24 protein-coding genes and 1 pseudogene are annotated in these 24,398 nt (G+C 35.0%); 10 read left to right on the top strand and 15 right to left on the bottom strand.

What is annotated here, in order from left to right:
- Positions 1-194 precede the first annotated feature (194 nt).
- A complete protein-coding gene (locus tag DVK85_RS00285) occupies positions 195-1,436 on the top strand; it encodes a cation:proton antiporter (RefSeq protein ID WP_114676516.1) in 1,242 nt (413 codons plus the stop codon).
- A gap of 2 nt (positions 1,437-1,438) precedes the next feature.
- On the opposite strand, the gene DVK85_RS00290 is transcribed toward DVK85_RS00285, so the two are convergent.
- The 3 genes from DVK85_RS00290 to DVK85_RS00300 all read right to left on the bottom strand — a co-directional run bounded on the left by DVK85_RS00290 (position 1,439) and on the right by DVK85_RS00300 (position 4,595).
- On the bottom strand, positions 1,439-2,848 hold the full coding sequence (locus DVK85_RS00290) for an FAD-binding oxidoreductase (protein ID WP_162845310.1): 1,410 nt from the start codon (positions 2,846-2,848) through the stop codon (positions 1,439-1,441).
- Between the two features lie 70 nt (positions 2,849-2,918).
- Positions 2,919-3,353 carry a DoxX family protein gene (locus DVK85_RS00295; protein ID WP_317048245.1) on the bottom strand — a complete coding sequence of 145 codons (435 nt, stop codon included), beginning with the start codon at positions 3,351-3,353 and terminating at the stop codon, positions 2,919-2,921.
- A 330-nt stretch (positions 3,354-3,683) separates the two neighbouring features.
- On the bottom strand, positions 3,684-4,595 hold the full coding sequence (locus DVK85_RS00300; protein WP_114676518.1) for an AEC family transporter: 912 nt from the start codon (positions 4,593-4,595) through the stop codon (positions 3,684-3,686).
- Between the two features lie 197 nt (positions 4,596-4,792).
- Here DVK85_RS00300 and meaB point away from each other — a divergent pair, with 197 nt between their 5' ends.
- Positions 4,793-5,881, top strand: coding sequence for a methylmalonyl Co-A mutase-associated GTPase MeaB (gene meaB, locus DVK85_RS00305; RefSeq protein ID WP_114676519.1), 1,089 nt, complete (start codon positions 4,793-4,795; stop codon positions 5,879-5,881).
- Positions 5,882-6,007: 126 nt separating this feature from the next.
- Here the strand turns inward: meaB and DVK85_RS00310 are convergent, their stop codons facing one another.
- Together DVK85_RS00310 and DVK85_RS00315 are read right to left on the bottom strand one after the other, a co-directional pair.
- Positions 6,008-6,238 carry a hypothetical protein gene (locus tag DVK85_RS00310; protein WP_114676520.1) on the bottom strand — a complete coding sequence of 77 codons (231 nt, stop codon included), beginning with the start codon at positions 6,236-6,238 and terminating at the stop codon, positions 6,008-6,010.
- Between the two features lie 42 nt (positions 6,239-6,280).
- Positions 6,281-7,657, bottom strand: a complete 1,377-nt coding sequence (locus DVK85_RS00315) for an MATE family efflux transporter (RefSeq protein ID WP_114676521.1) — start codon at positions 7,655-7,657, stop codon at positions 6,281-6,283.
- Between the two features lie 199 nt (positions 7,658-7,856).
- On the opposite strand from DVK85_RS00315, the gene DVK85_RS00320 reads away from it, so the two are divergent.
- Complete coding sequence (locus DVK85_RS00320) at positions 7,857-8,390, top strand: hypothetical protein (RefSeq protein WP_114676522.1); 534 nt, start codon at positions 7,857-7,859, stop codon at positions 8,388-8,390.
- Positions 8,391-8,499: 109 nt separating this feature from the next.
- Here DVK85_RS00320 and DVK85_RS00325 read toward each other — a convergent pair whose 3' ends face one another.
- Positions 8,500-9,384 carry a PPK2 family polyphosphate kinase gene (locus DVK85_RS00325; RefSeq protein WP_114676523.1) on the bottom strand — a complete coding sequence of 295 codons (885 nt, stop codon included), beginning with the start codon at positions 9,382-9,384 and terminating at the stop codon, positions 8,500-8,502.
- 73 nt (positions 9,385-9,457) lie between these two features.
- On the opposite strand from DVK85_RS00325, the gene DVK85_RS00330 reads away from it, so the two are divergent.
- The 5 genes and pseudogenes from DVK85_RS00330 to DVK85_RS00345 all read left to right on the top strand — a co-directional run bounded on the left by DVK85_RS00330 (position 9,458) and on the right by DVK85_RS00345 (position 15,144).
- Complete coding sequence (locus DVK85_RS00330) at positions 9,458-10,300, top strand: DUF6929 family protein (protein ID WP_114676524.1); 843 nt, start codon at positions 9,458-9,460, stop codon at positions 10,298-10,300.
- Positions 10,301-10,476: 176 nt separating this feature from the next.
- Positions 10,477-10,989 (top strand): RNA polymerase sigma factor, encoded by a 513-nt coding sequence (locus DVK85_RS00335; RefSeq protein ID WP_114678944.1) that lies wholly within the window; start codon positions 10,477-10,479, stop codon positions 10,987-10,989.
- Positions 10,990-11,377: 388 nt separating this feature from the next.
- Positions 11,378-11,734: pseudogene (locus DVK85_RS13735) on the top strand (carboxypeptidase-like regulatory domain-containing protein); the annotation flags it as partial.
- Between the two features lie 198 nt (positions 11,735-11,932).
- A complete protein-coding gene (locus tag DVK85_RS13690) occupies positions 11,933-14,026 on the top strand; it encodes a YfbK domain-containing protein (protein ID WP_449403990.1) in 2,094 nt (697 codons plus the stop codon).
- A gap of 164 nt (positions 14,027-14,190) precedes the next feature.
- Positions 14,191-15,144 carry a hypothetical protein gene (locus tag DVK85_RS00345; protein WP_114676526.1) on the top strand — a complete coding sequence of 318 codons (954 nt, stop codon included), beginning with the start codon at positions 14,191-14,193 and terminating at the stop codon, positions 15,142-15,144.
- A 75-nt stretch (positions 15,145-15,219) separates the two neighbouring features.
- On the opposite strand, the gene DVK85_RS00350 is transcribed toward DVK85_RS00345, so the two are convergent.
- The gene (locus DVK85_RS00350) at positions 15,220-16,851 is read right to left on the bottom strand and encodes an ABC-F family ATP-binding cassette domain-containing protein (RefSeq protein ID WP_114676527.1); all 1,632 of its coding nucleotides are present in this window, start codon (positions 16,849-16,851) and stop codon (positions 15,220-15,222) included.
- 116 nt (positions 16,852-16,967) lie between these two features.
- On the opposite strand from DVK85_RS00350, the gene DVK85_RS13490 reads away from it, so the two are divergent.
- Together DVK85_RS13490 and DVK85_RS00355 are read left to right on the top strand one after the other, a co-directional pair.
- Complete coding sequence (locus DVK85_RS13490; protein ID WP_127960527.1) at positions 16,968-17,162, top strand: hypothetical protein; 195 nt, start codon at positions 16,968-16,970, stop codon at positions 17,160-17,162.
- 1 nt (position 17,163) lies between these two features.
- Positions 17,164-17,355, top strand: coding sequence for a hypothetical protein (locus tag DVK85_RS00355; RefSeq protein WP_114676528.1), 192 nt, complete (start codon positions 17,164-17,166; stop codon positions 17,353-17,355).
- Between the two features lie 7 nt (positions 17,356-17,362).
- Here the strand turns inward: DVK85_RS00355 and DVK85_RS00360 are convergent, their stop codons facing one another.
- From DVK85_RS00360 to DVK85_RS00395, 8 genes are all read right to left on the bottom strand, one after another.
- On the bottom strand, positions 17,363-17,878 hold the full coding sequence (locus tag DVK85_RS00360) for a GNAT family N-acetyltransferase (protein WP_240339581.1): 516 nt from the start codon (positions 17,876-17,878) through the stop codon (positions 17,363-17,365).
- Between the two features lie 13 nt (positions 17,879-17,891).
- A complete protein-coding gene (locus DVK85_RS00365; RefSeq protein WP_114676530.1) occupies positions 17,892-18,095 on the bottom strand; it encodes a putative signal transducing protein in 204 nt (67 codons plus the stop codon).
- A gap of 23 nt (positions 18,096-18,118) precedes the next feature.
- Positions 18,119-18,766 carry a DEAD/DEAH box helicase gene (locus DVK85_RS00370; RefSeq protein ID WP_114676531.1) on the bottom strand — a complete coding sequence of 216 codons (648 nt, stop codon included), beginning with the start codon at positions 18,764-18,766 and terminating at the stop codon, positions 18,119-18,121.
- A 25-nt stretch (positions 18,767-18,791) separates the two neighbouring features.
- Positions 18,792-19,955, bottom strand: coding sequence for a sigma-54-dependent transcriptional regulator (locus DVK85_RS00375; RefSeq protein WP_114676532.1), 1,164 nt, complete (start codon positions 19,953-19,955; stop codon positions 18,792-18,794).
- Between the two features lie 78 nt (positions 19,956-20,033).
- Entirely contained in the window at positions 20,034-21,332 is a 1,299-nt protein-coding gene (locus tag DVK85_RS00380; protein ID WP_114676533.1) for an ABC transporter permease, read from the bottom strand.
- Position 21,333: 1 nt separating this feature from the next.
- Positions 21,334-22,260: an ABC transporter ATP-binding protein gene (locus DVK85_RS00385; RefSeq protein ID WP_114676534.1), complete on the bottom strand. Its 927-nt coding sequence runs from the start codon at positions 22,258-22,260 to the stop codon at positions 21,334-21,336.
- Positions 22,261-22,445: 185 nt separating this feature from the next.
- Positions 22,446-23,576, bottom strand: coding sequence for a molecular chaperone DnaJ (gene dnaJ, locus DVK85_RS00390; RefSeq protein ID WP_114676535.1), 1,131 nt, complete (start codon positions 23,574-23,576; stop codon positions 22,446-22,448).
- Positions 23,577-23,610: 34 nt separating this feature from the next.
- A complete protein-coding gene (locus DVK85_RS00395) occupies positions 23,611-24,174 on the bottom strand; it encodes a nucleotide exchange factor GrpE (RefSeq protein WP_394338158.1) in 564 nt (187 codons plus the stop codon).
- Positions 24,175-24,398: the final 224 nt, after the last annotated feature.

The raw sequence follows: 24,398 nt of genomic DNA on the forward strand, positions 1-24,398 counted from the left end.
AGTCCCTTTAAAAACTGCTAAAGAGAAAAAAGAAGAAAAACGGGACAAAAAAAATAATAAAAAAGATTTTAGTTAATCTTACAAAAAGCTTCTTCTTTAAGGAGCTTTTAACATAATGGGAATCCCTATTACATAAAGCTTCCATTATTTTTTTAGTAATTTTACCCCTATCTTAAAAGCCACTCCGCTAACCTATGGAATTGTATTACTCGCTTTCTGTAATGATTGTTATAGCATCATTTTTTGCTTATTTAAATGTGCGTTTCCTAAAACTGCCTTCTACAATAGGTGTTATGATTATCGCGATGGCAGCTTCTATAATGATTGTTACATTTGGTAGTTCTATACCGAATATAGAAAGTCGAATTTCATCATTACTCCATAGTTTCGATTTTACCGAGGTGCTTATGGGTGCCATGCTTAACTTTATGCTCTTTGCTGGAGCTATACACATTAACTTGCGCGACCTTAACGAGCAACGTACTCCTATAATGACCTTTTCTACCGTTAGTGTTATTATATCAACTTTGGTAGTAGGCACATTAGTCTATTTTATACCCATGCCAGGGTTAGAAATACCTTATATATACTGCTTGCTTTTTGGGGCATTAATATCTCCTACAGACCCTGTTGCGGTGCTTAGTATACTTAAAGGCGCAAATGTTAGAAAATCACTCGAAACAAAAATTGCAGGCGAATCACTTTTTAACGATGGTATGGCTGTAGTGGTATTTGCCGTAATATTACAATTAGCAGAAAATGAAAATGCAAGCCTGAATATTTTTAATATAATATGGCTATTTATAAAAGAAGCTGGTGGTGGTTTTATTCTTGGTGCCATATTAGGTGTAACTGCTTCTAAAGCGATGAGAAAAATAGATGATTATAAAGTATCGGTACTTATCACGCTATCGGTAGTTATGGGTGGCTACCTTATTGCTCATGAGCTACACGTATCGGGACCACTTACTATGGTGTTTGCAGGATTAATTATAGGTAATTTCAACAGAAAATCCTCTACCATGTCGGCGACTACAAAAGATTATCTTGATAAATTTTGGGAGTTAAATGATGAGATATTAAACGCTATTCTTTTTCTTTTTATAGGGCTTGATCTTTTACTAATACCTGATCTTAATGCATACTGGGTTCCGGGGATTGCTAGTATTGTAATAGTACTTACCTCGCGATTTATTTCGATATGGATACCTGGTAAGTTTATTAAACTAAAAGAACGATTTGGAGCAGGAACTATTAAAATATTAGTTTGGGGTGGCTTGCGCGGAGGAGTATCCATTGCGCTAGCGTTATCTATAGGAGATAGCCCTTATACCAAAACAATTATAGCCATAACTTACTTTGTAGTAGTATTCTCTATTATAGTACAAGGGCTTACCATTGGTAAAGTAGCCAACAAGGTATTGGCAAAATCATAAACCTATATACTATCAGGAAATATTTTACCTGGGTTTAGAATATTGTTAGGGTCAAATATCGTTTTAATACTCTTCATTAATTGCAAGTGTTGTGTACTAAAAGCAATATCCATATAATTTTTCTGGACATAGCCTATACCGTGTTCACCTGACAATGTACCTTTTAAAGATACTGTTAATTCAAATATTTCTCTAATTCCTTTAGGCACTTCATTTTCCCACATCTCATCACTCATAGTACCTTTAATGATGTTAACGTGTAGGTTACCATCGCCTGCATGACCATAACACACTGACTTAAAACCATACTTATCACCTATTGTTTTTACGCCCTTTAAAAGTGTAGGTAATTCATAACGAGGTACAACAGTATCTTCTTCTTTATATATTGAGTTCGATTTTACAGCTTCGCCTACTACCCTACGTAGTTTCCATAAAGCATTTTTCTGATCTTCGGTATCAGCATATAATACTTCATCAATAACAAAATGCTCTACCACTTCCATTATTTTTTCGGCTTCGGCAAAAAGCACATCGGGATAATTACCATCTACCTCTATTAATAAGTGTGCCTGTACTTCATCTTTAACAGTTAAGCTCACACTATCTAGAAATCGTAAACCCCAGTCTATAGCATCGCGCTCCATAAACTCCAATGCACTAGGTACAATTCCCGCCCTAAATATAGCAGCAACAGCCTCACAAGCCTGTTCCGCTTTAAAAAAAGGCACAAGCATCAATACATTATGTGTATTTTTAGGTAATAACTTCATGACAATTTTAGTAATGATACCTAGTGTACCTTCACTGCCCACCATGAGTTGTGTAAGATTATAACCTGTCGAATTCTTTAAAGTATTGGCACCTGTCCAAATAATTTCGCCCGTAGGCAAAACCACTTCAAGATTTAGCACATAATCTTTAGTTACTCCATATTTTACAGCTCTTGCGCCACCAGCATTTTCGGCAACATTACCACCTATGGTACAACTACCCCTACTACTAGGATCTGGCGGATAAAAAAGTCCTTTATTCAACGCCGCTTCCTGAAACTCCTGTGTTATCACTGCGGGACCAAGTATAGCCTGTAAGTTTTTTTCGTCAATCGTTATGCTATTTAATCGCTCTATAGAAAGACCTATCCCACCATTAATGCTAAGTGCACCACCACTAAGCCCCGTTCGGGCACCTATAGGTACTACAGGTACTTTATAAGTGTTAGCAAGTTTTATAATTTCCGATACTTGGGCTGCATCGGCAGGCTTTACAACCACCGATGGCGGAAAATTATAATCTTCGGTTTCATCATGCCCGTAATGAGTACGGGTCGCCATATCTAAAAAAAGAAATGACTGCCCAACTATATTTTCAAGTTGTACAATCATTTCTTGTGGTATTATTATAGTATCCATAGTATTTACTAAAATTGCATTACTGCTAATTCTCAAAAATACTATAATTTATAGTAATGCTTTTTAATCTTTAATAATTAATTTTTCTTTTCTTTCCTGCAATAAGCCTATCTACAGAAAAACGCCCACTTCCAATTACTAATAACAAAATATATACGGCAAGGTAAAGCCCAGGAAGCTCTTTATTCCCAAAATCATCTTTACCATGTATTATAAATACAGCAACAAACATGGTTATAATAAGAGGTATAGTTGCTAGTCTTGTGGCAAAACCCATAAGGATAAGAAAAGAACAAATAAGTTCGGCAAAAACAGTAAGAATTAACGAAGCTTGTGCACCTACACCTATAGGGTCGGCAAACTTAATAGGACCTCCTTCCATAAGCATATCTAATTTTTGTAATCCGTGGGTCATCATAAAACACCCTACTGTGATACGTAATAAAAGAATCGCAAGATCATACAAATTCTGATTGTATGATGTATTAAAAAATCGCATCATCATTGTGCAGAAAATTGTAGATTAAAACTAGATCTAAATATTAGTCGTAATACTTTTACTTTAAAGTAAACTTCTGAATGCTCCTGGGGTGAAGACCATTGTAGTGTAGTCATAATTTGTACTGTTTTTTTATAGGATTTGGTTTAGACCTATAAAATTAAGAAAAATACAGCGAAAAGCAGTTAAAATATTGCAAAGCCTTACTTAATTAGTAAATTAATAAAAAGAAAAAGTTTTATTATGCATTAAACAATAAACCCAACAATTAAAAGGTATTATAAGTATGTATTGCAAAAAAAACAATAAACAACTGAATGTTAGTTATTTAAAAAATTAATAATTATATAACAACCAGTACCACAATGCAAGTGTTATAAATGAGAGTGGTATACCTACTCCTACCATCATACCCGAGAGTCGTGGTTTTAAACCATGTGAAGAAGCCAATATAGATGCTGTTATCATGGGTGCCATAGCAGCTTCCATAATAGAAACCTCAGTTTCTATACCCTGTCCTTTTAAGAATACTTTATATAAAACAAAAAAGAAAGCTGGCATTAGTATCAGTTTAAAGAACAAACCTAGTGCAAGAAAACTCCAATGTTTACTTTTAACATCTATTTTAAGTTGCATACCTACAGCAACGAGTGCTACGGGAGTTACCGTATTACCAAGTCTTAATAATACAGACTGTACATCGGTTATAAAATCATAATTAAATGTATTCATACATACCCCTAAAAAAAAAGCAATGAAAGGAGGGAAAAACAGTATTTTTTTTGCCATCGCCGCTGTACCTGTTGCGCCTTTAGAGTAGGCTGCTGCCACAATTATACCTAGCGTAGCCATTACCACAAATGTACCTGGCTGGTCTACTATAATAGCCGTTTCAAGTCCTTCCTTTCCGTATAATGCTTCTATTACAGGAAATCCTACAAAAGAAGTATTACCCAAACCTCCTGTAAGTATAAGGCAGCCTGTAAGCTTTCGCGACCATCCAAAAATTTTACCTAAAACAACAAAGAATATAAAAGCTAGTAAAAAACCAACCCATGCCACACCTAAAGGGTACAACAGTTTTATGCTTGCTTCTATTTTTGGAATATAGTATAAAGCTAAACCTGGTAATGATATATAAATTACAAATTGGTTAAGTGCTACATAAGCATTAGGTGGAAATGCTTTTACGCGTTGCAAGCCTACGCCTGCTAGCATACAAACGAATATTAGGATAATACTGTCCAAAGGAAGGTGTTATTATAAATTGCTGTCAAATTTACAGTTATTAACCAATATGCTAAGCAAAAAGAGAATAAATGTGAGAATTGTTACAATGCAACACCCTATATCTTATAGCACAATATATGAATACTAAATATACGTTATAGAATTTTAATCATCCCAATCAAAATCCTTATTTTTACTGTACTTAAAGTAATACAGTGACTAAACACAAAAATCACCATACCGCACTACATGAAAAAGATGGCATTAGCCGTCCTGAAAGCGTTAGTGTAACATCTATAGCAAATATTACACAGCTAAGAAAAAAGCAACCTACTGCTGACGAATTAGTTAAAGGTATACTAGAACATAATAAAACAGCACTAAGCCGTGCCATAACACTTGTAGAGAGTACCAACCCTACCCATCTTGAAAAAGCAATGGCGGTTATAAATCAATGTCTTCCTTATGCTAATAAATCTGTACGAATAGGTATTACAGGAGTACCAGGAGTAGGTAAAAGTACTTTTATAGAAGCTTTTGGGAAACACCTTACAAGCTTAGGGCGAAAAGTAGCTGTGCTGGCTGTAGACCCCAGTAGCTCTATGTCGCATGGTAGTATACTAGGCGATAAAACCCGTATGGAAGAACTGGTTAAAGATGAAAATGCCTACATTAGACCTTCGGCATCGGGCGATACACTAGGCGGTGTAGCACGAAAAACCCGAGAAGCCATTATTCTTTGCGAAGCTTGTGGTTTTGATACTATAATTATTGAAACTGTAGGTGTAGGACAAAGCGAAACTGCCGTGCATAGCATGGTCGATTTTTTCCTATTATTAAAAATAGCTGGTGCAGGCGATGAGTTGCAAGGCATTAAGCGTGGTATTATGGAAATGGCAGACTTGATAGTTATTAATAAAGCCGATGGTGATAACATTAAAAAAGCAAAATTAGCGAAAACGGAGTTTAATCGGGCATTGCATTTATTCCCCGCCAAGAGTTCGGGGTGGCAGCCTAAAGTGAGTACATGTAGTGCCATTACTCATGATGGTATAGCCGATGTATGGCAAGTAGTAAACGAGTATTTTGAAATGGTAAAAGACAATCATTATTTTGATGCAAAACGTGCCGACCAAAACCGTTACTGGCTTACCGAAACAATTAACGAACAACTAAAAAGTAGTTTTTATGCTCGTGAAGATATCACTCCGCTACTGGAACAATATAAAAAAGCAGTGCAAAACAACGAACTTTCGCCGTTTGCAGCCGCACAATTTTTATTGGAAAAATATTTTGAGAAGTAAGTTATTTTGTCATTCTGAATGTAGCGCAGCAGAATGAAGAATCTAAAATAAATAAGAGATTCTTCACTACATTTCATTTCGTTCAGAATGACAAACTGAATACTGCAACTGTAAACTGATTATTATTTATTGCTTCTCGTAGCGCTCCATTTCGCGATCATAAAAAGCATTAGACTGTTCTATAAGCTTTTCCATTTCAACCTCTAATTCATTCTCATCTAAATCATCGGCTTCTTCCATTATCTCTACCTCATCATCTTTAAGGTTAATTATAAAACGAGGATAATCTAAATGAATGATAAATATATCTTCAGGATGATCAGTATTATCGGCAAGTACAAATTTTGGTAATTCCATAATAGTTATAAAGTTTGAATGTCTAAAGTCGTAAAGTAAAAACTACGCCCCTTGACTAATAAGTTTCTTAGTTAAATAATTAAAGCGAATATACAAAAATAATGCAGCAGCTGTAAGCCCCGCAAGTAATCCTATCCATATTCCTGCTGCTCCTAATGAAGTATATAAGCCTAAATATAATGATATAGGGAAACCAATAATCCAATAGGATATAAATGTAAGTATAGTTGGTATTTTTACATCTTGTAAGCCCCGTAATGCGCCAAGTACTACCACTTGTATACCATCAGATATTTGGAAAACAGCTGCAACAAGCAGTAATTGTGCTGCTATTTTTATTACTACGGCATTCTCTGCAAGCAATGCCTCGTCAGTCATGTCTAAGAAAAACTGTGGTAGATAGTTATGAAAAATAACAAACAATAAAGCAAACACAATTTCTATTATTACAGACAGTAAAAAAATAGATCGTGCTACCAATAATAATTTTTTATAATCTTTCAATCCCTTTTGGTTACCCACTCGTATCATAGAAGCCACACTTAATCCCATAGCAAACATAAATGTCATACTAGCTAAGCTAAGTGCTATTTGATTGGCTGCTTGGCTAGATTTACCTATGTAACCTGATAACCAAACTGCCATAGTAAACAAGGCTACTTCAAAAAACATTTGCATAGACGATGGTAGTCCTAATGCAGTAATTCTGCGTAACATTGATTTTTTAATTTCGCTAAAACTAAAGTTGGTAAAATATATTTTTAGCTGCTCATTTTTAGCTAGTATATAGTGCATATATACTAGCATAAATATTCTTGATACTACTGTACCTAAAGCAGCACCAATAATACCCATTTCAGGAAAAATCCATATACCATATATAAGGAAGTAATTGACTATTACATTGATAACATTAGATATAATTACCGCATACATAGCATATTTAGTAAGCGATAAACCATCGGCAAACTGCTTATACCCCTGAAATATAACCATTGGTAATAATGAGAATGCCACCCAATCTATATAAGGCGCAGCAAGTGTAACTACTTCTTCAGGCTGACTCATTAAGTACATTAATGGCTTAGCAAACCACACTATACCAAAAAGAAAAACCCCTAATATGGTACATAAAAATAATCCGTGATGAAAAACAGTACGTACTTTACCTGTATTTTTCTCAGCATCATACTGTGCTACTATGGGTGTTATAGCAGTAGAAAAACCAATACCTACTGACATAGCTATAAACACCATACTATTACCTAGCGAAGCTGCAGCAAGTTCGGCTGCCCCAAGCTTACCTACCATAATATTGTCTATAATACCCGTTATAGTATGCCCTAGCATACCTAGTATTACAGGCCAAGCCAAGCGTATATTGTATTGAAATTCTTTTGTGTAAGTGGATAATTTCACTATTTCTGCAATTTTTGGCAAATGTAAGCAGAAGAAACGAATCAACACTCTTAATCTCATTTGTTTATCAATTTGAAAATCAGCAAATTAATAGCTATTTTTTCGTATTTTAATAAATTATTCCCAAATAATTAACATAAAATTAGAAATACATTCAAATTATACCTAGTAATTTTACTCTATCAAAAACACAATTAATATGAAAAAAAACATGATTTTTAAAGGTTTAATACTTGGAGTATTATTCTTTTTAGGTACAAGTAACATTTTTGCACAGGAAATTAACGGAACATCTAATGAGTCAATCAATAATTACGACCAAAAATTCCGTTTAGGGTTTGGGCTTAATGCAGGTCCAGCAATAGGCGATTATTTTAATCTTGCTTTAGGTGGCGACGTAAGATTGCAGTATGATCTTACCCAAAGAACATCATTAACACTTACTACAGGGTACACTCATTTATTTAGTGAAGAAGATTATATTGACGATTTAGGCTATATCCCTGTAAAAGCAGGTTTTAAGGCTTTTGTATTAGAAGATAACTTTTATGTATTAGGTGAAGTAGGTGCCGGATTTGCGGTAACTAATGATTATAATGAAACTACCTTTATATGGGCTCCAGGGGTAGGGTATGCTAATGAATACATAGACCTGAGCGTACGTTATGAGGGTATGAATGATTTTAAAACTGACCAAGTGGCACTTCGACTAGCTTATGGTTTCAAGTTATAACAGGTTGATAAATAACACCAAAAACTAAAACACAATAACTCGTTTTATAGAAACCTATACCTTTAAACTGGTATAGGTTTTTTATTTTTGTTATAACATCACATACTAATCAATCTAACTCTTCACTCGCCAGTTTTCTTTTATAAATATTTATATTCTCTAATACTTTTTCATCAACTTCTGGTTCATGAATATCATATTTTTGTAATTCATCAAGAATTATTTTAGCCACAAAATAACGAGAAGCCTTTTTATCATCTGCCGGAATTACATACCATGGGGCGTGTGGTGTTGATGTTTTTTTTAAAGCATCTTCATAATACTCCTGATATTTATCCCACAATTCACGCTCTTGAAGATCACCAGGCGAAAACTTCCAATTATGACTTTTCAGTTCAAGCCTACGTAGTAATCTTTGTCTTTGTTCTTCTTTGCTAAGATGCAAGAAAAACTTTAAAACTATTGTACCATTCTCAGCAAGGTGCTTTTCGAAGTTATTAATCGATTCTATTCGGTTCTTCCAAAAATCATCAGTTACGTCTTCTACTTTTTCAATACCAGGCATATTTTCTTTTAACAAATACTCAGGGTGCACTCTTGTTACAATTACATTTTCATAATGCGAACGGTTAAACACCCCAAATTTACCGCGCTGTGGCAATGCTTCATAATGTCGCCACAAATAATCATGACGAAGCTCTTGCGATGTAGGTTGCTTAAAGCTGTATACCATTACCCCTCGGGCGTTAAAATATTTAAAAATTTCACGAATAAGACTGTCTTTACCCGAAGTGTCCATTCCTTGAAGGCATATCAGTACACTATAACGATTATTAGCATACATAGCCTCTTGCAATTTACTAAGATCTTTACTTACCTCCTTAAGCGCATCTTTCTTTTCATCATCCTTAGTATCGTTATTTATTAAAGTTGGTTGTTCTTTTAGCGATGTAGTTTTACTTACTTTAAATTCTCTAGTATCCACATGTTTCATAAGTGAAATATTTTATCTTTATCCTAAATGTAAGAATTTATATCCTTACACCGTTATCTATAAAATTAATATTATGCAAAAGTTTCAGTTGCAACTACTTTTCCGCATTATTGGTATTGGTTCGGCTTCAGGACTATTCTTTAATGGCAATTCATTGTTTCTAATATCAGATAACAGTCATATACTTTATGAATACCACATTGACAGTAAAAAGCTAGACAAAACAGCACTTGTATCTAAAGAATATACCGGACCTCTAGAAAATATACCCAAACAAGATAAAGCAGACTATGAAGCATTGGCGGTAAAAGGTAATGACTTATACCTATTTGGGTCAGGCTCTACAGAGAACCGAAATAGTATAGGGCATATTAATATCGAAACTAAAGAAGTTTTTCCGCACCTTGATGCCACTGACTTATATCTTACCATGCAAAGTTTTGGCGAAATAAGTCCTGATAATTTTAATATAGAAGCTACTGTTAATGATGGTAACACTTGGTACTTATTGCAACGCGGTAATGGCACATCGGGGCAAAACGGAATTTTTACGCTTGAAGGTGATATATCTGATATGTTTTTCCAGATTATTTATAACCCTATCAAGTTACCCAAAATTGGCGGAGCGCAAACAGGTTTTACTGATGCCGTTAAAGTGGGCGATAAACTTTACTTTATAGCTGCTGCCGAAAAATCAGGTTCTACCTATCTTGATGGTGAAGTAACCGGAACAATCATAGGGACTATAGATATTGAAACCATGAAGCTGGGCGATACCCAAATTATAGGGAAAAACAAGTTTGAAGGTATTACCCTTTATAACGATAATGATAAAACATTAGAGTTTTTACTTTGTGAAGATAAAGACAGCGACGAAGCTGTATCTGATATTTATAAAATAACGATTGATAAGTAAGACGTAAAGTTTACAGTCGCAGTGTTCAGTCACGGTAAAAATCTGCTAACTGAGAATATTAACTGCGGCTGAAAACTTTTCACTCCCTCTCCCAACCTTTTGTAACATTTGCTGCTCTATATAAACAAAGAGACATTATTGTGATAGACGAAAAACTCATAGCAGCATGCAAGAAGATGCACCGAGATGCCCAACGGCAGGTGTATGAACTTATGGCACCCAAGCTGTACCATACATGCAAAAGGTACTTAAAACGGGAAGAACTGATAGAGGAGGCAATGGCCGATGCCTTTTATACCATCTTTACCAAACTGGATCAACTGAAAGAAAGTAAAGCCTTTGAAGCATGGGCGCGCAAAATTGCCGTAAACCAATGCTTACTGAGCTTAAAGCGTAACGTGAACTTTAATATTTATATTGAAGACATGGCTGTGGGAGCAGAACCATCTGAAAGCCAATCGGTCGGGCTGGAAGAAGAAGATCTGCTGAAATTACTCACACACTTACCCGAAGGATGCAAAACAGTATTTAACCTTTTTGCCATCGAGGGCTATTCGCACAAAGAAATAGCCACTATGCTGAACATTAGTGAGGGAACTTCGAAATCACAATTAAATGTCTCCCGAACAAAACTCAAAGAATTGGTAAACACTATTTATTATCAAAACGTGAACAGCAATGGAAAATAAAGATAAAATATACGAACAGTTTAAAGAAGCTGCGGAACAAGCCGAACAAAAAAGCTTTGATCGTATGGAAGCCGTATGGAACCGTGTAGAGGAAAAACTGGACAACAAAAAGAAACGTCGCGCCATAGCTTGGTGGAAATATACTGGCGTAGCTGCACTGCTCCTGTTGTTCATTAGCATAGGGAATCTTATTATAAATAATAACCCTAATGTTATAATAAACCCTAACACAACACCCGAAAATAATGTAACGGTTATAGATACTCAAAAAATAAATGAAACTTTTAATCCTAAGCATGAAAAAGTAATCGAAGAAGAGGTTGTTGTAACTCAACCTGCCGTTACACCTACATCTGGTAATAAAAATGTTTCAGATTCGGTATATAAGATGAAGGCAGCGCGGTTTACAACTGCTAAAGAAATAGATAATCCTGAGTACGCTCTTAAAACAAAAGCGATAAAAGAAAAAAGCGTTATACAATCATATACTAAACAACTTAATCCTGATGGTACAATTACATTTACAGGTACTGTAGCTGATAAAATAGGTCCTTTACCTGGAGCATCAATTGTCGTGAAAGGAACCAACAATACAATTAAATCAGATATAGATGGTAAATTTTCAATAAATGTTAAGTCTGGCGATATGTTAATTGTTTCATATGTTAGTTTCGATTCAAAAGAGGTAGTAGCTGACTTATCAAATAATAATACTAATGTCGTTTTAGAAGGTGTAGAATTAGAGTCAGTAATTGTAGATAAATACCGTTCGACTACTCAAAGAAAGAAAGCTAAAAAGATTACAACGTTATCTTCGCAAGGATATGTTAATAACCAATCATATTACAACTCTGCGATTATAAGTCCTAATGCTTCTAATCAATATCCTGCGGTTACTTCTAATCGTTATCCTGTAGAAGCTGATAAAAAACAAGATGGACGTGTGGCAGCAGCTATAACAACATTGTCTGTTGAAGAAGTGGAAGACAGAGCCAATGCCTCATTAATTCAAAATCTCCAAGGACAGGTAGCTGGGCTTAATATTGGCACAGACTCGGAACAACCCGGTGCAGATAGTACTATAATACTACGTGGCGTGGGTACTATAAACGGTACTATAGAACCATTGTTTGTTGTAGATGGAATACCTGTAGATGAAGATGGTTTTAGGAGTATTAGTCAAAACGATATAGCATCCTATAACATTCTAAAAGATGCTGCAGCAACTTCTATATATGGTAACCGCGGAGCAAATGGTGTAATTGTTATTACTACTAAAAGCGGAAATTATAGTGGAGATGGAAACTACAATATACAGCAAGTACAGGGAGACCGTGAGGAGATAAGGAGAAAAATTCGCGAAATAAACACGACACCACGTACTGACAAACCGCTGTATATAATAGACGGAGTCCCTGTTGATGAGGAAACTTTTAATAGCTTAAACAGCGATGAGATTTCTGATCTCAAAATATTAAAAGACCCTTATCTAACGGCGGTATATGGTAGCAAAGGTAAAAATGGTGTAGTGATAATTAATACTAACAAAATAATTGTTCATAAACATAATATTGACAATGAAGAAGATGTTAATAGTCTACAAGAAATTAAACCAAATGCTAAAATTCAGATAGACCAAGAAGACTACGAGTCTTTTGAAGAAAATGAGTTTGAAAACCCTGCTATAGCACCGCTTTCAACATTCTCGATAGATGTAGATAATGCTTCTTATACCAATGTACGCCGTTTCCTGAATAACGGGCAAACTGTTCCTAAAGATGCAGTACGTATAGAAGAAATGATTAACTTCTTTAAATATCAGTATCCGCAACCAACAGGCGATGAACCATTCTCTATCAATACCGAGTATAGTGATGCGCCTTGGAACAAGAAACACAAATTATTGAAAATAGGTTTAAAAGGTGTTGATATACCAACACAAGATCTACCTGCTTCTAACTTTGTATTCTTAATTGATGTATCAGGCTCAATGAACAGTAGTAATAAACTACCCTTACTAAAAGAATCGATGAAACTTTTGGTAAACCAAATGCGCGAGGAGGACAGGATTGCAATTGTGGTATATGCTGGCGCAGCAGGTTTAGTATTACCATCTACAAGTGGAGCAGAGAAAAGTAAAATTATAGCAGCCTTAGATGAGTTAGAATCTGGAGGCAGTACCGCAGGTGGCGCAGGTATAGAACTTGCCTACAAAACGGCGCAGGAGAACTTTATTAAAAAAGGAAACAACTGCGTAATATTGGCTACCGATGGCGACTTTAATGTAGGAGCATCATCTAACGGTGATATGCAAACACTTATTGAGGAAAAGCGTAAAAGTGGAGTATTTCTTACCTGTTTGGGTTACGGTATGGGTAACTATAAAGATTCTAAAATGGAAATATTAGCCGATAAAGGTAATGGTAACTATGCCTACATAGACACTATGCAGGAAGCCGACCGTTTTCTTCAAAAAGAATTTAAAGGTTCTATGTATGCCATCGCTAAAGATGTAAAGATACAAATTGAGTTTAACCCTAAGCACGTACAATCCTACCGCCTTATAGGGTATGAAAACCGTAAACTACGCGATGAAGACTTCGCTAACGATGCCATTGATGCGGGAGAATTAGGAAGCGGTCATACCGTTACTGCGCTATACGAAATAATTCCTGTAGGAGTAAATAGCAACTTCTTCACCCCTACCCCTGAACTAAAATACAGTCAGCCGAATGCAGTAGCAGGTAATTATAGTGATGAGCTTGCCACAATAAAATTCCGTCATAAAAAACCAGATGAAGATGTGAGTAAAGAAACGGTTAAGGTAATTCCTAATGTTGCTGTACCATTATACAATGCTTCAGGCGACTTTAAGTTTGCTGCTGCAGTAGCATGGTTCGGGTTAAAACTAAGGGATAGCGAATTGATACAGAATAAGGAATCTGATGCTATCAAAAAACTGGCAAAAGAAGGTTTATATAATGATCCCGAAGACTATAGAGCAGAATTTATACGACTCGTAAATAGAGTAGAATAATCAATAATTTTAGTTGTAGGTTTAGTTAAATTGAAAAAGCCCCCTGCGTTTCCTTGCAGGGGTTTTTGCTTTTTATGTTGGAATTAAACTATGATTTGCAAAACAAATAGGATAATTTATTCTTTGTAAAAAAGTTATACTTTTACTAAGAAAATACAATAAAAATGAAAAAAGGTTTACTATTTATGGTCATAACATTGTTTTCTATGTGCCTATTTGTATTTGGTATCCCTATCGATATTTTATCCAAAAACAGTACACTCCTAACATTAATCAGTACTATTATATGTACTATACTATTTGCCTATACCATATTATATTTTTTCCAAAAGAAAATTGAAGAAAAACCTGATAATAATGACAGCAATGATGATAGTGGATTAGCTTTCTTTGGACTAATTATTTTGTTTCTGTTTGGTTTCGGAGCTTTTCAAATTGCAAATTCAATAAATGTAAAGGAGAAAGAGCTGCAAAAAAATGGCAAGCTTGTTATTGCAACAGTTACTGACGTAATTTCTTTCGAAGAATATATAAAACTTGAGTTTTTGTTAGAAAATGGTTCTAAATATACTGCTAAAGTAGATGTTTCTGCCGACGAACTCCCTAAATACTATAAAAATAAGAAAGTTCCGATCGTATATTCTAAAAAATATTTTTCTATTGTAAAGATTCTAAAAAATGATAAAGAATTAAGCGAATATTCTAATAATGCATCCAGAGATTTGAACTTAAATGATCTTGTAAAATTATTTGAATTTGATTCAGACGTAAAAGTTACTGAGTATCTTAATACAATAAATCTAAATTGGACAAATGAAACATATGATGGTTTGAATGGAACTTATTATAATTTGGTTAGAGATATTAGTATAGAAATAGATAGTAATCAAATTACTTACATTCATTCGAAATATGAAGTAGAACTTTTTGATGATGAGCTTAAACAGTTAGGATTTACCTCAAATAGTAGTGAAGGAGTTAAGTTTTATAATAATGACACCTATATCATAATGAAAAAATTAGAACGAATTAAAAATAAAAGATCTGAAGATTTTGTTGAAGATGATATCTTATCTGAGAGGCGAAGTATAACAATAGTTTCTATAATCAAAAAATAGAGTTTATAGTAAATACAAAAGGGACTACATGTTATTGTACTCCCTTTTATTATTATTGCGACTATAAACTGATCTTTATTTCTCTATCTCTCGCAAGTTTTCCATTTTTTTATGTTCAAGAAAATCTTTAATACCTTCAAAGTGTTCTTTAACGCGCTTATTACCAAACTCAAACACTTTGGTTACCAGCCCATCAAGAAAATCCCTGTCGTGCGATACTAATATCAATGTGCCATCAAAAGCTTTCAGAGCATCTTTAATAATATCTTTAGTTTTCATATCCAAGTGATTGGTAGGTTCATCCAGTATCAAAACATTAACAGGCTCAAGCAATAACTTTATCATGGCTAGTCTTGTTTTCTCTCCACCCGAAAGTACTTTTACTTTCTTAGTAGTATCATCGCCACTAAACATAAAAGCACCTAGCAGGTTTTTTATTTGTGTACGTATATCACCTACTGCAATCTGGTCTATGGTTTCAAATACAGTTAGGTTCTCATCAAGCATGGCTGCTTGGTTTTGGGCAAAATAACCTATCTGTACGTTATGTCCTACTTCCAGCTTACCTTCAAAGTCAATTTCGCTCATTATGGCTTTTACCATAGTCGATTTACCCTCGCCATTTTTACCTACAAAAGCAAGTTTTTGCCCTCGCTCTATAACCATAGAAGCATCTTTAAATACTACATGGTCGCCGTATGATATAGACAGCTCGTTAACCACAACAGGATACTGCCCCGAACGTGGTGCAGGTGGAAATTTAAGCTTTAATGCCGATGTATCTATCTCATCTACCTCAACCATTACCAATTTTTCAAGCATTTTTACGCGCGACTGTACTTGTAAAGTTTTAGAGTACGTTCCTTTAAAACGTTCTATAAACTCCGTATTCTCGGCAATCATCTTTTGCTGCTCTTCATATGCCTTTTGCTGATGCGCTCGGCGGTCTTTACGCAACTCTAAGTAATGCGAATATTTGGCTTTATAATCATAAATGCGCCCCATAGTAACCTCTATAGTACGTGTAGTAATATTGTCTACAAAAGCGCGGTCATGACTAATAACCACTACAGCTTTGGCATCATTTACCAAAAAGTCTTCCAGCCATTGAATACTCTCAATATCCATGTGGTTGGTAGGCTCATCTAGTAATATCAGGTCGGGTTTTTGTAATAATATCTTTGCAAGCTCGATACGCATACGCCATCCTCCACTAAATTCAGAGGTTGACCGAGTAAAATCTTCACGAGTAAAGCCCATACCTTTTAGTACTTTTTCTACCTCTGCCTCATAATTTACCTCTTCTATGGCATAAAATTTCTCGCTAAGTTCTGATACTCTTTCTATAATTTTATAATACTCGTCCGATTCATAATCAGTACGTACCGTAAGTTCTTCATTTAAAGCATCAATCTCAGCTTTCATTTTGAAGATTTCCGCAAATGCTTTTGAAGTTTCTTCAAACACTGTAGCGTTATCTTCTGTCAGCAAATGCTGTGGTAAATAGGCTATAACCGTACCTTTAGGCGCAGAGACAGCTCCCGACGAAGGTTTGCTAACGCCTGCTATAATTTTCAGCAGGGTCGATTTTCCCGCACCGTTTTTACCCATCAGGGCTATTTTATCTGTTTCGTTTATAGAAAAAGAAACATCGCTAAAAAGTGTAGTACCTCCAAACTGTACCGAAAGTGAATCTGCTGTAATCATTTACATCAATTTTTTAAAGCGGCAAAGATAGAATAATTAGCCTACTAAGCAATTGGAATTGCTTTGATAAAGCCATGAAAAACAATTATATTTGTTAGGTTATAAATAATAATATTGTGACGAAAGGTTTTTATAAAACGGCTATATTTTTCGGGTTAAGCATGTTTATTATAAATGGTGTTATTTTCCCTTTACTGGATGGTAAAGAGATGACTATTCAAAAACTCGCTTTAGGTTTACTTATTTGGGTAGGGTTTAGCGGATTTACATTTGCTTATATAATGCACCGAAAACCAAAGAAAAAAAATTGAAATGATAAAACAAATATGGTTAGGAATACTTTGGGGTTTACTGTTATATATAGTAACTATGATTGTATTCCCGCTAATTGATGGAGAAAAGCTTTCTTACTATAAATTACTTATAGGTATTCCGGTATGGGTTGTAGTAGGAATTAGTATTGAATATCTTTTTAATAAAAAGAATAAAAAAGATCGTAAATAAGAAAATCTTAATTAGAATTATTTATTTCATACCATGCACACATCTCTCCTTCTCCATAATCAAAATTTTCTATAAACTTCAATCCCGATTTTTCGAGTGCACGACGAGAGGCAATATGTTCTACCATTGCGCAAGCGTTTATTTTTTCTAATTTTAGTTTGTTAAAACCATAATCTACAAAAAATAAAGCTGATTCGGTAGCATAACCATTACCCCAGTATTTTTTCATGAAACGATACCCTACATCATAAAACTGAGCATAATCATTTACATTATGCTCTAATTTTAAACCTGCCCAGCCTATAAACTCATTCGTTTCTTTCAGGATAACAGCCATACGCCCAATACCATTATCTTGATATTGTTGCCTGATGCTTTTAATATAATCTCTACTCTGTTCTATATTCGTTACTGGATTATTACCCAAATAACGATGTACTTCGGGATCAGAATCTAAAGAAAACATAGCTTCGTCATCCCTTGGGAGAAGCTCCCGATAGTATAAGCGTTCAGACTGTAACATTAGTAATATAAACTTAAGCCCCTATAATACCTGTTGCCTTTGCAACATCTTCTTCATTTACAAATATTTGTACCGTTTGTCCAAAAGAACCAAACCCTGCTAGTGTAGCCGACTCGATATTGTCTTTTATAATAGTGCTTATACCTGCTTCTTCTAGTTTAGCTTGTACAGACTGTGCCATAATTTCGCTGCCACCATATACTTTTACCATTGCCATATTGTTGTAATTTATTAGGATTATTACTCTTGTTCTTCTTGAGCTTCTTTATTATCTTCTTCTTCAAATTCAAAAAATAATGGTTCTATCATTATTCTATCAGCTAAAGACTCTACACGCTCGGTAATATCATCTGTAAAAAAGATACGTTGTGTTTTAACAATCCCATCTGACATTCGCATCACCTTAGTATCATGCCTTACTTTGAGTATTACATTAGCATCATCTAATATAAACATTTTGAGACGGTTTACATCAAATCCTGCCGAAGAAAACATATCGCTAAGTGTGCCTGGTGTACCAATAAGTACATCAATACCTACTGATATTTGATTCTTATCATAATCGATATCACCTTGTTCATATACACCATAAACTCTCAAGTCGGTATATTTAGCATATTGTTTAAATAATCCTTCCATTTCGAGTACTTTGGCTTTATCCTGCACTATTACAAGTGCACGCGGCGATTGCTCAAAAGCTTTTTCTAATCGTTGTATAGCATTAATAACAATAGCCGTACTTTTACCCATTCCGTCAGGAGCAGATATTACACAATCAGCACCGCTTTTTATAGTGCCAAACGTTTTTTTCTGTACTATAGTAGGCTCTGTCAACCCTGCTTCTTTAAGACCTTCCAATAGGTCAGTATTTATCTTTTTTAAAAACACGTGGTATAAAAATTAGTAGTGTATATTATTTACTTGCAAAAAGCTTAACATCATTTTCAGAAATTTCGGCACCTCCCAAAATGATAAGGCGCTCTATCACATTACGCAGTTCACGAATATTACCTGTCCAATCATATTCCTGCAATAATTTTACAGCATTATCAGTAAATTGCTTTTGTACTGTTCCCTGCTCTGTAGCTATCTTTTCGGTAAAATGATTTATCAGTAACGGAATATCATCACGTCTGTCGTTAAGTGCAGGTACTTTTACCAATATCACAGCAAGACGGTGGTATAAATCTTCACGAAAACGTCCTTCTTCAATTTCTTTTTTAAGATCTTTATTAGTAGCTGCTACTACACGAACATCAACTTTAATATCCTTATCTGCCCCTACCCTTTGTATCATGCTTTCTTGTAAAGCACGTAATACTTTAGCTTGGGCTGGCAAGCTCATATCGCCTATTTCATCAAGAAATATAGTGCCCTTATGGGCAGCTTCAAATTTCCCAGCTCTGTCTTTTACAGCACTGGTAAACGCGCCTTTAACATGACCAAAAAGCTCACTTTCTATAAGCTCTGAAGGTATTGCTGCGCAATTAACTTCTACAAAGGATGCATCAGAACGTTCACTTTTTTCGTGCAACCAATGCGCTACAAGCTCTTTACCTGTTCCGTTAGGTCCTGTTATCAGTACACGGGCATCGGTTGGAGCTACTTTCTCTATAATTTCTTTTATATGATTGATAGGATCGCTATTACCTACCATCTCATAATTCTTGCTTACTTTCTTTTTCAGTCTTTTATTTTCTACTACCAGTACTTTACGGTCTAACGCATTTCGTACGGTATTTAGTAAGCGATTTAAATCAGGTGGTTTGGATATGTAATCAAAAGCTCCTAAACGCATGGTTTGTATCGCTGTTTCTAGGTCGCCATGCCCAGATATCATTACAAATGGTATTTCGGACTTTATCTTTTTTACAGCCTCTAGTACCTCAACACCATCCATTTTAGGCATTTTAATATCACATAGTACTAAATCATAATCATCATTTTTTATCATTTCAAGCCCTTGTACACCATCTTCAGCTTCTTCAACAATATAAGTATCGCTTTCTTCTGCAAGTATTTTTCCTAATACCCTGCGGATGGTAGCTTCATCTTCTATAATTAATATTTTAGGCATTCTTATTTAGATTATTGATTTTTAGATTATTTAACATACAGATTAGTCACTTTTACCAACCAAAAACTGTTATTAAAATTAATATTTCAGCCACTTAAATATCTCTTTATATGTTGGTTTCTTACCATACATCAAGATACCTATTCGGTATATTTTGGCAGCAAACCATACTACACCAAAAAACGTTCCGAAAAGCAGCACCATAGATGTTATAATTTGCCATAGTGGCACACCAAATGGTATTCGCATCATCATTACTATTGGAGATGTTAGCGGTATCATAGAAAAAACAGTTGCTACAGTACCATGAGGGTCGCTTATTACTGTAAAGAACCCTACATATACACCAAGCATTAAAGGCATGATAATAGGCAGTAAGAATTGTTGTGAATCGGTTTCGCTATCTACAGCAGCCCCAATAGCAGCATAAAGTGAACTGTATAAAAAGAATCCGCCTATAAAAAATATAATAAACGAAATAAATATGGTAAACAATGGTAGTTTTAATATCTCGCTAAGGTATAGTTGCGCGCTACTCATGGCTTCTTGCGACATTGCTGCTGCCTCTGGTTGTGCTGCTGCACCTACCTGAACACCAAATACATTACTGAGTATAAAAAACAACCCAAGCCCTAACACCGTCCATATAAGAAATTGCAATATTCCTGCAAATGAAGTACCTATAATTTTACCCATCATTAGCTTAAATGGCTTTACTGATGAGATGATGATTTCTATAATACGATTGGTTTTTTCTTCGATAACGCTACGCATTACCATATTACCATAAATAATTACAAACATCATGATAAGGTAACCAAACAGTCCGCCTATTATTATTTTAATAATACTTCCTTCTTTAAAGGTTTCCTCTCCCGAAAATTTACTAAGGTGTATGGTAGCTCTTGTTTTTGCCTTTTCAATTTTGTCATAATCAAAACCTAACACTTTAAGGTTATATTTTGTTATCTTATCATTAACGACACTTTCTATATTAGAAACAAAATCGAGGTTAGGGCTATCATTACTAAGATATTCCACCTTGGTGGCAAGCTCTGTTATACTATCAGTTTGAGGTATATAAATTAACCCTTCATAACTTTCGCCTTCAGCAACTTCTTTTTTTGCTGTTTCGAGCGGCATTAAAGAAAGATCGGTATATTTTACATTCTTTGTATCCTTAAAGTCATCTTTAAAAACACCCGCCACATCGTGTATAGCTATTTTGTTAACTTCATCTTTATTTACATTGGCAAGGTAAGCAACTAGTGTACCCATAGCTACTATGAGCAGGGGACTTAGAAACGTCATTACAATAAATGATTTATTGCGCACCTTCGAGTTAAACTCTCGTTTTATAATAAGGGAAAGACTCATACTATTTCTGGCTTACGGTTTGAATAAATATATCGTTTACACTCGGTATTTTCTCTACAAAATGAGTTATGTTACCCTGTTGCATAAGATAGTTAAGTAAATCGCGCGATGTACCGCCTTGTGGTAACGACACCTCAAGTTTAAGTTCATCATCAAGTGTTTTAAAGTCGGCTTTTTTTGTAGTGTATTTAGTACTGATATCAGCCAATAGTCCTTGAAAATTATGTGGTGCAATACCCACTTCAAAGGTGTTGCTTCTGTATTGTCTTTTTACATCGTGTAGCTTACCTTCAATAAGTTTGTTCGATTGATGTATTAACGCAATATCATCGCAAAGTTCCTCTACACTTTCCATCCTGTGGGTAGAAAAAATAATTGTAGCTCCTTTATCTCGCAACTCTAGTATTTCATCCTTAATAAGATTGGCATTAACAGGATCAAAACCACTAAAAGGTTCGTCAAATATTAATAACTTAGGTTGATGCAATACTGTTACTACAAACTGTATTTTTTGCGCCATACCTTTAGAGAGTTCCTGTATTTTTTTATTCCACCAACCTTTTATCTCCAGTTTATCAAACCAGTACTCCAATTGCTTTTTTGCCTCAGCTTTAGACAAGCCTTTAAGTTGCGCTAAGTATAGTGCCTGCTCGCCCACCTTCATACTCTTATACAGCCCTCGTTCTTCGGGCATATACCCTATGTGACCTATATGGTTTGGGTTTAGTTTTTCGCCATCTAGTAATATCTCACCACTATCTGGCATTGTTATCTGGTTTATAATCCGTATAAGTGAGGTTTTACCTGCTCCGTTAGGACCAAGCAATCCATATATACTGCCTTTGGGAACTTGCAGCGAAACATTGTTAAGCGCTGTATAATTGCCATACTGCTTTACAACATTGTTTACTTCTAAAATTGGTTTCATTCAGTTTGTATTGTGATTGGTAAAAATAACAATTATATGGCGTATAAATACCGATAATGTTACAGATTAAAGTAATCAAAATAAAAAAACCCATCCTTATTTACATAAGGATGGGAAAAATTGCTATGAAAAAGAAAAATCCACTAGTTAACTAGTGAAAACCAAATATATAAAATTTTCTTAAATTAAGAAAACATATCTTTAACTTTTTCAAAAAAAGATTTATCCGATTTTTCAGGATGCGGAATAAAGTTTTCGTCTGTAAGTGATTTCTCGAAAAACTGACGTTGTTCTTTATTTAATGCTTTGGGAGTCCACACGTTAACATGAACCAAAAGGTCACCACTACCATAGCTATTTATACTTGGTATACCCTTTCCTTTTAGCCTTAATATTTTGCCCGATTGTATGCCATCTTCTAGTTTTATCCTTACTTTTCCGCCTACAGTTTCTATCTCTTTAGATGTTCCTAATACTGCTTCAGCAAAGCTTATATAAAGGTCTAAATGTAAATTTTCACCCTCACGCTTTAGTGAATCATGTTCTACTTCTTCTATTGCTACAATAAGGTCTCCAGGTATACTATTACCACCTGGCGCATCATTACCCTTACCTGATACTTTCAATTGCATACCATCTGTCACTCCTGCTGGTATTTTTATTGACACTGCATCATCTTGCAGAATCATACCTTGTGCATCGGCTTGTGGTGGTTTGCTTTCTATAATTTGACCAGTACCTCCACACACATGGCAAGTAGATGCTGTTTGCATTCTACCCAATATAGTGTTAGTTATTTTCATTACCTGACCACTACCATTACATGTAGAGCAAGTTTTATAATTAACACCTTGTGCTTGTACCTTTCTTTTTACTTTTACTTTCTTCTCTACGCCATTGGCAACTTCCTCAAGAGTTAGTTTTACCTTTATCCTAAGATTGCTTCCCTTCATCCTGCGTTGACCACCTCCGCCGCCAAAGCCTCCGAATCCGCCTCCGCCACCAAAAGCGCTTCCGAATATATCGCCAAACTGGCTGAATATATCATCCATATTCATACCACCTCCATGGAAACCTCCGCCTCCACCGCCATTTTCGAAAGCTGCATGACCATACTGATCATAACGTGCTTTTTTGTCAGAGTCGCTCAGTACTTCATAAGCCTCTGCTGCCAGCTTAAATTTCTCTTCTGCTTCTTTATCTCCTGGGTTTTTATCAGGGTGATACTCAATTGCTTTTTTCCTGTAGGCTTTTTTCACCTGCTCAGGGGTTGCACTTTTATCTATACCTAATATTTCGTAAAAATCTTTCTTCATTGCTTTGTTTTGCTTACACTTTAGAAATTAACAATTAGTTACCCAATACTACTTTAGGGAAACGTATTATTTTATCGCCAAGTTTGTATCCTTTTTCTATAACATCTACAATCTTCCCTTTTAACTTATCCGAAGGTGCTGGTATTTGTGTTATAGCTTCAGCAAAATCAGCATCAAAATTGTCGCCTGCTTTTAACTCCACTTGCTCTAACCCTTTAGATTTAAGCGTATCGCTAAATTTATTATGTATCAACTCTACACCTTTTAACAATAACTCATCTTCTGATTTTGCAATCTCTGCAAGCGCTCTATCAAAATCGTCCATTACAGGAAGTAATGCTAAAAGCACCTCCTGATTGGCTGTTTTAAACAACTCCATTCTTTCTTTAGAGGTTCTCTTTTTGTAGTTTTCAAATTCTGCAAAAAGGCGTAAAAACTTATCTTTCTCTTTAGCCAGTTCTTCTCTCAACTTCTCTTCCTCAGTAAGTTCCTCTGCCGACGGTATACCCGCTTCGTTTTCTGTTACTGTTTCGTTTTCTGCGGCTATATTTTCGTTTATACTTTCTTTCTCTTTGCTTTCAGAATTATCTTGGCTCATATTTTTAAATATTTTCTTGAACATTTATTTTTCATATTGTTATATCGGGATTGCAAAAGTATTGCCAAAAGTGTAATAATGTCAAATTGTCACAGGTATTATTTACTTTCTTAAAGATATATAATAACCAATATTACTACGATCTATAGAATGAGCGCAAATGTACCATTTGGTATCTTGATTTTTATAAAAAGATAATATAGAAAAGAGGAATATTACTGAAG

Origin of the sequence: Flavobacterium arcticum (assembly GCF_003344925.1) — a bacterium.
GTDB lineage: Bacteria > Bacteroidota > Bacteroidia > Flavobacteriales > Flavobacteriaceae > Flavobacterium > Flavobacterium arcticum.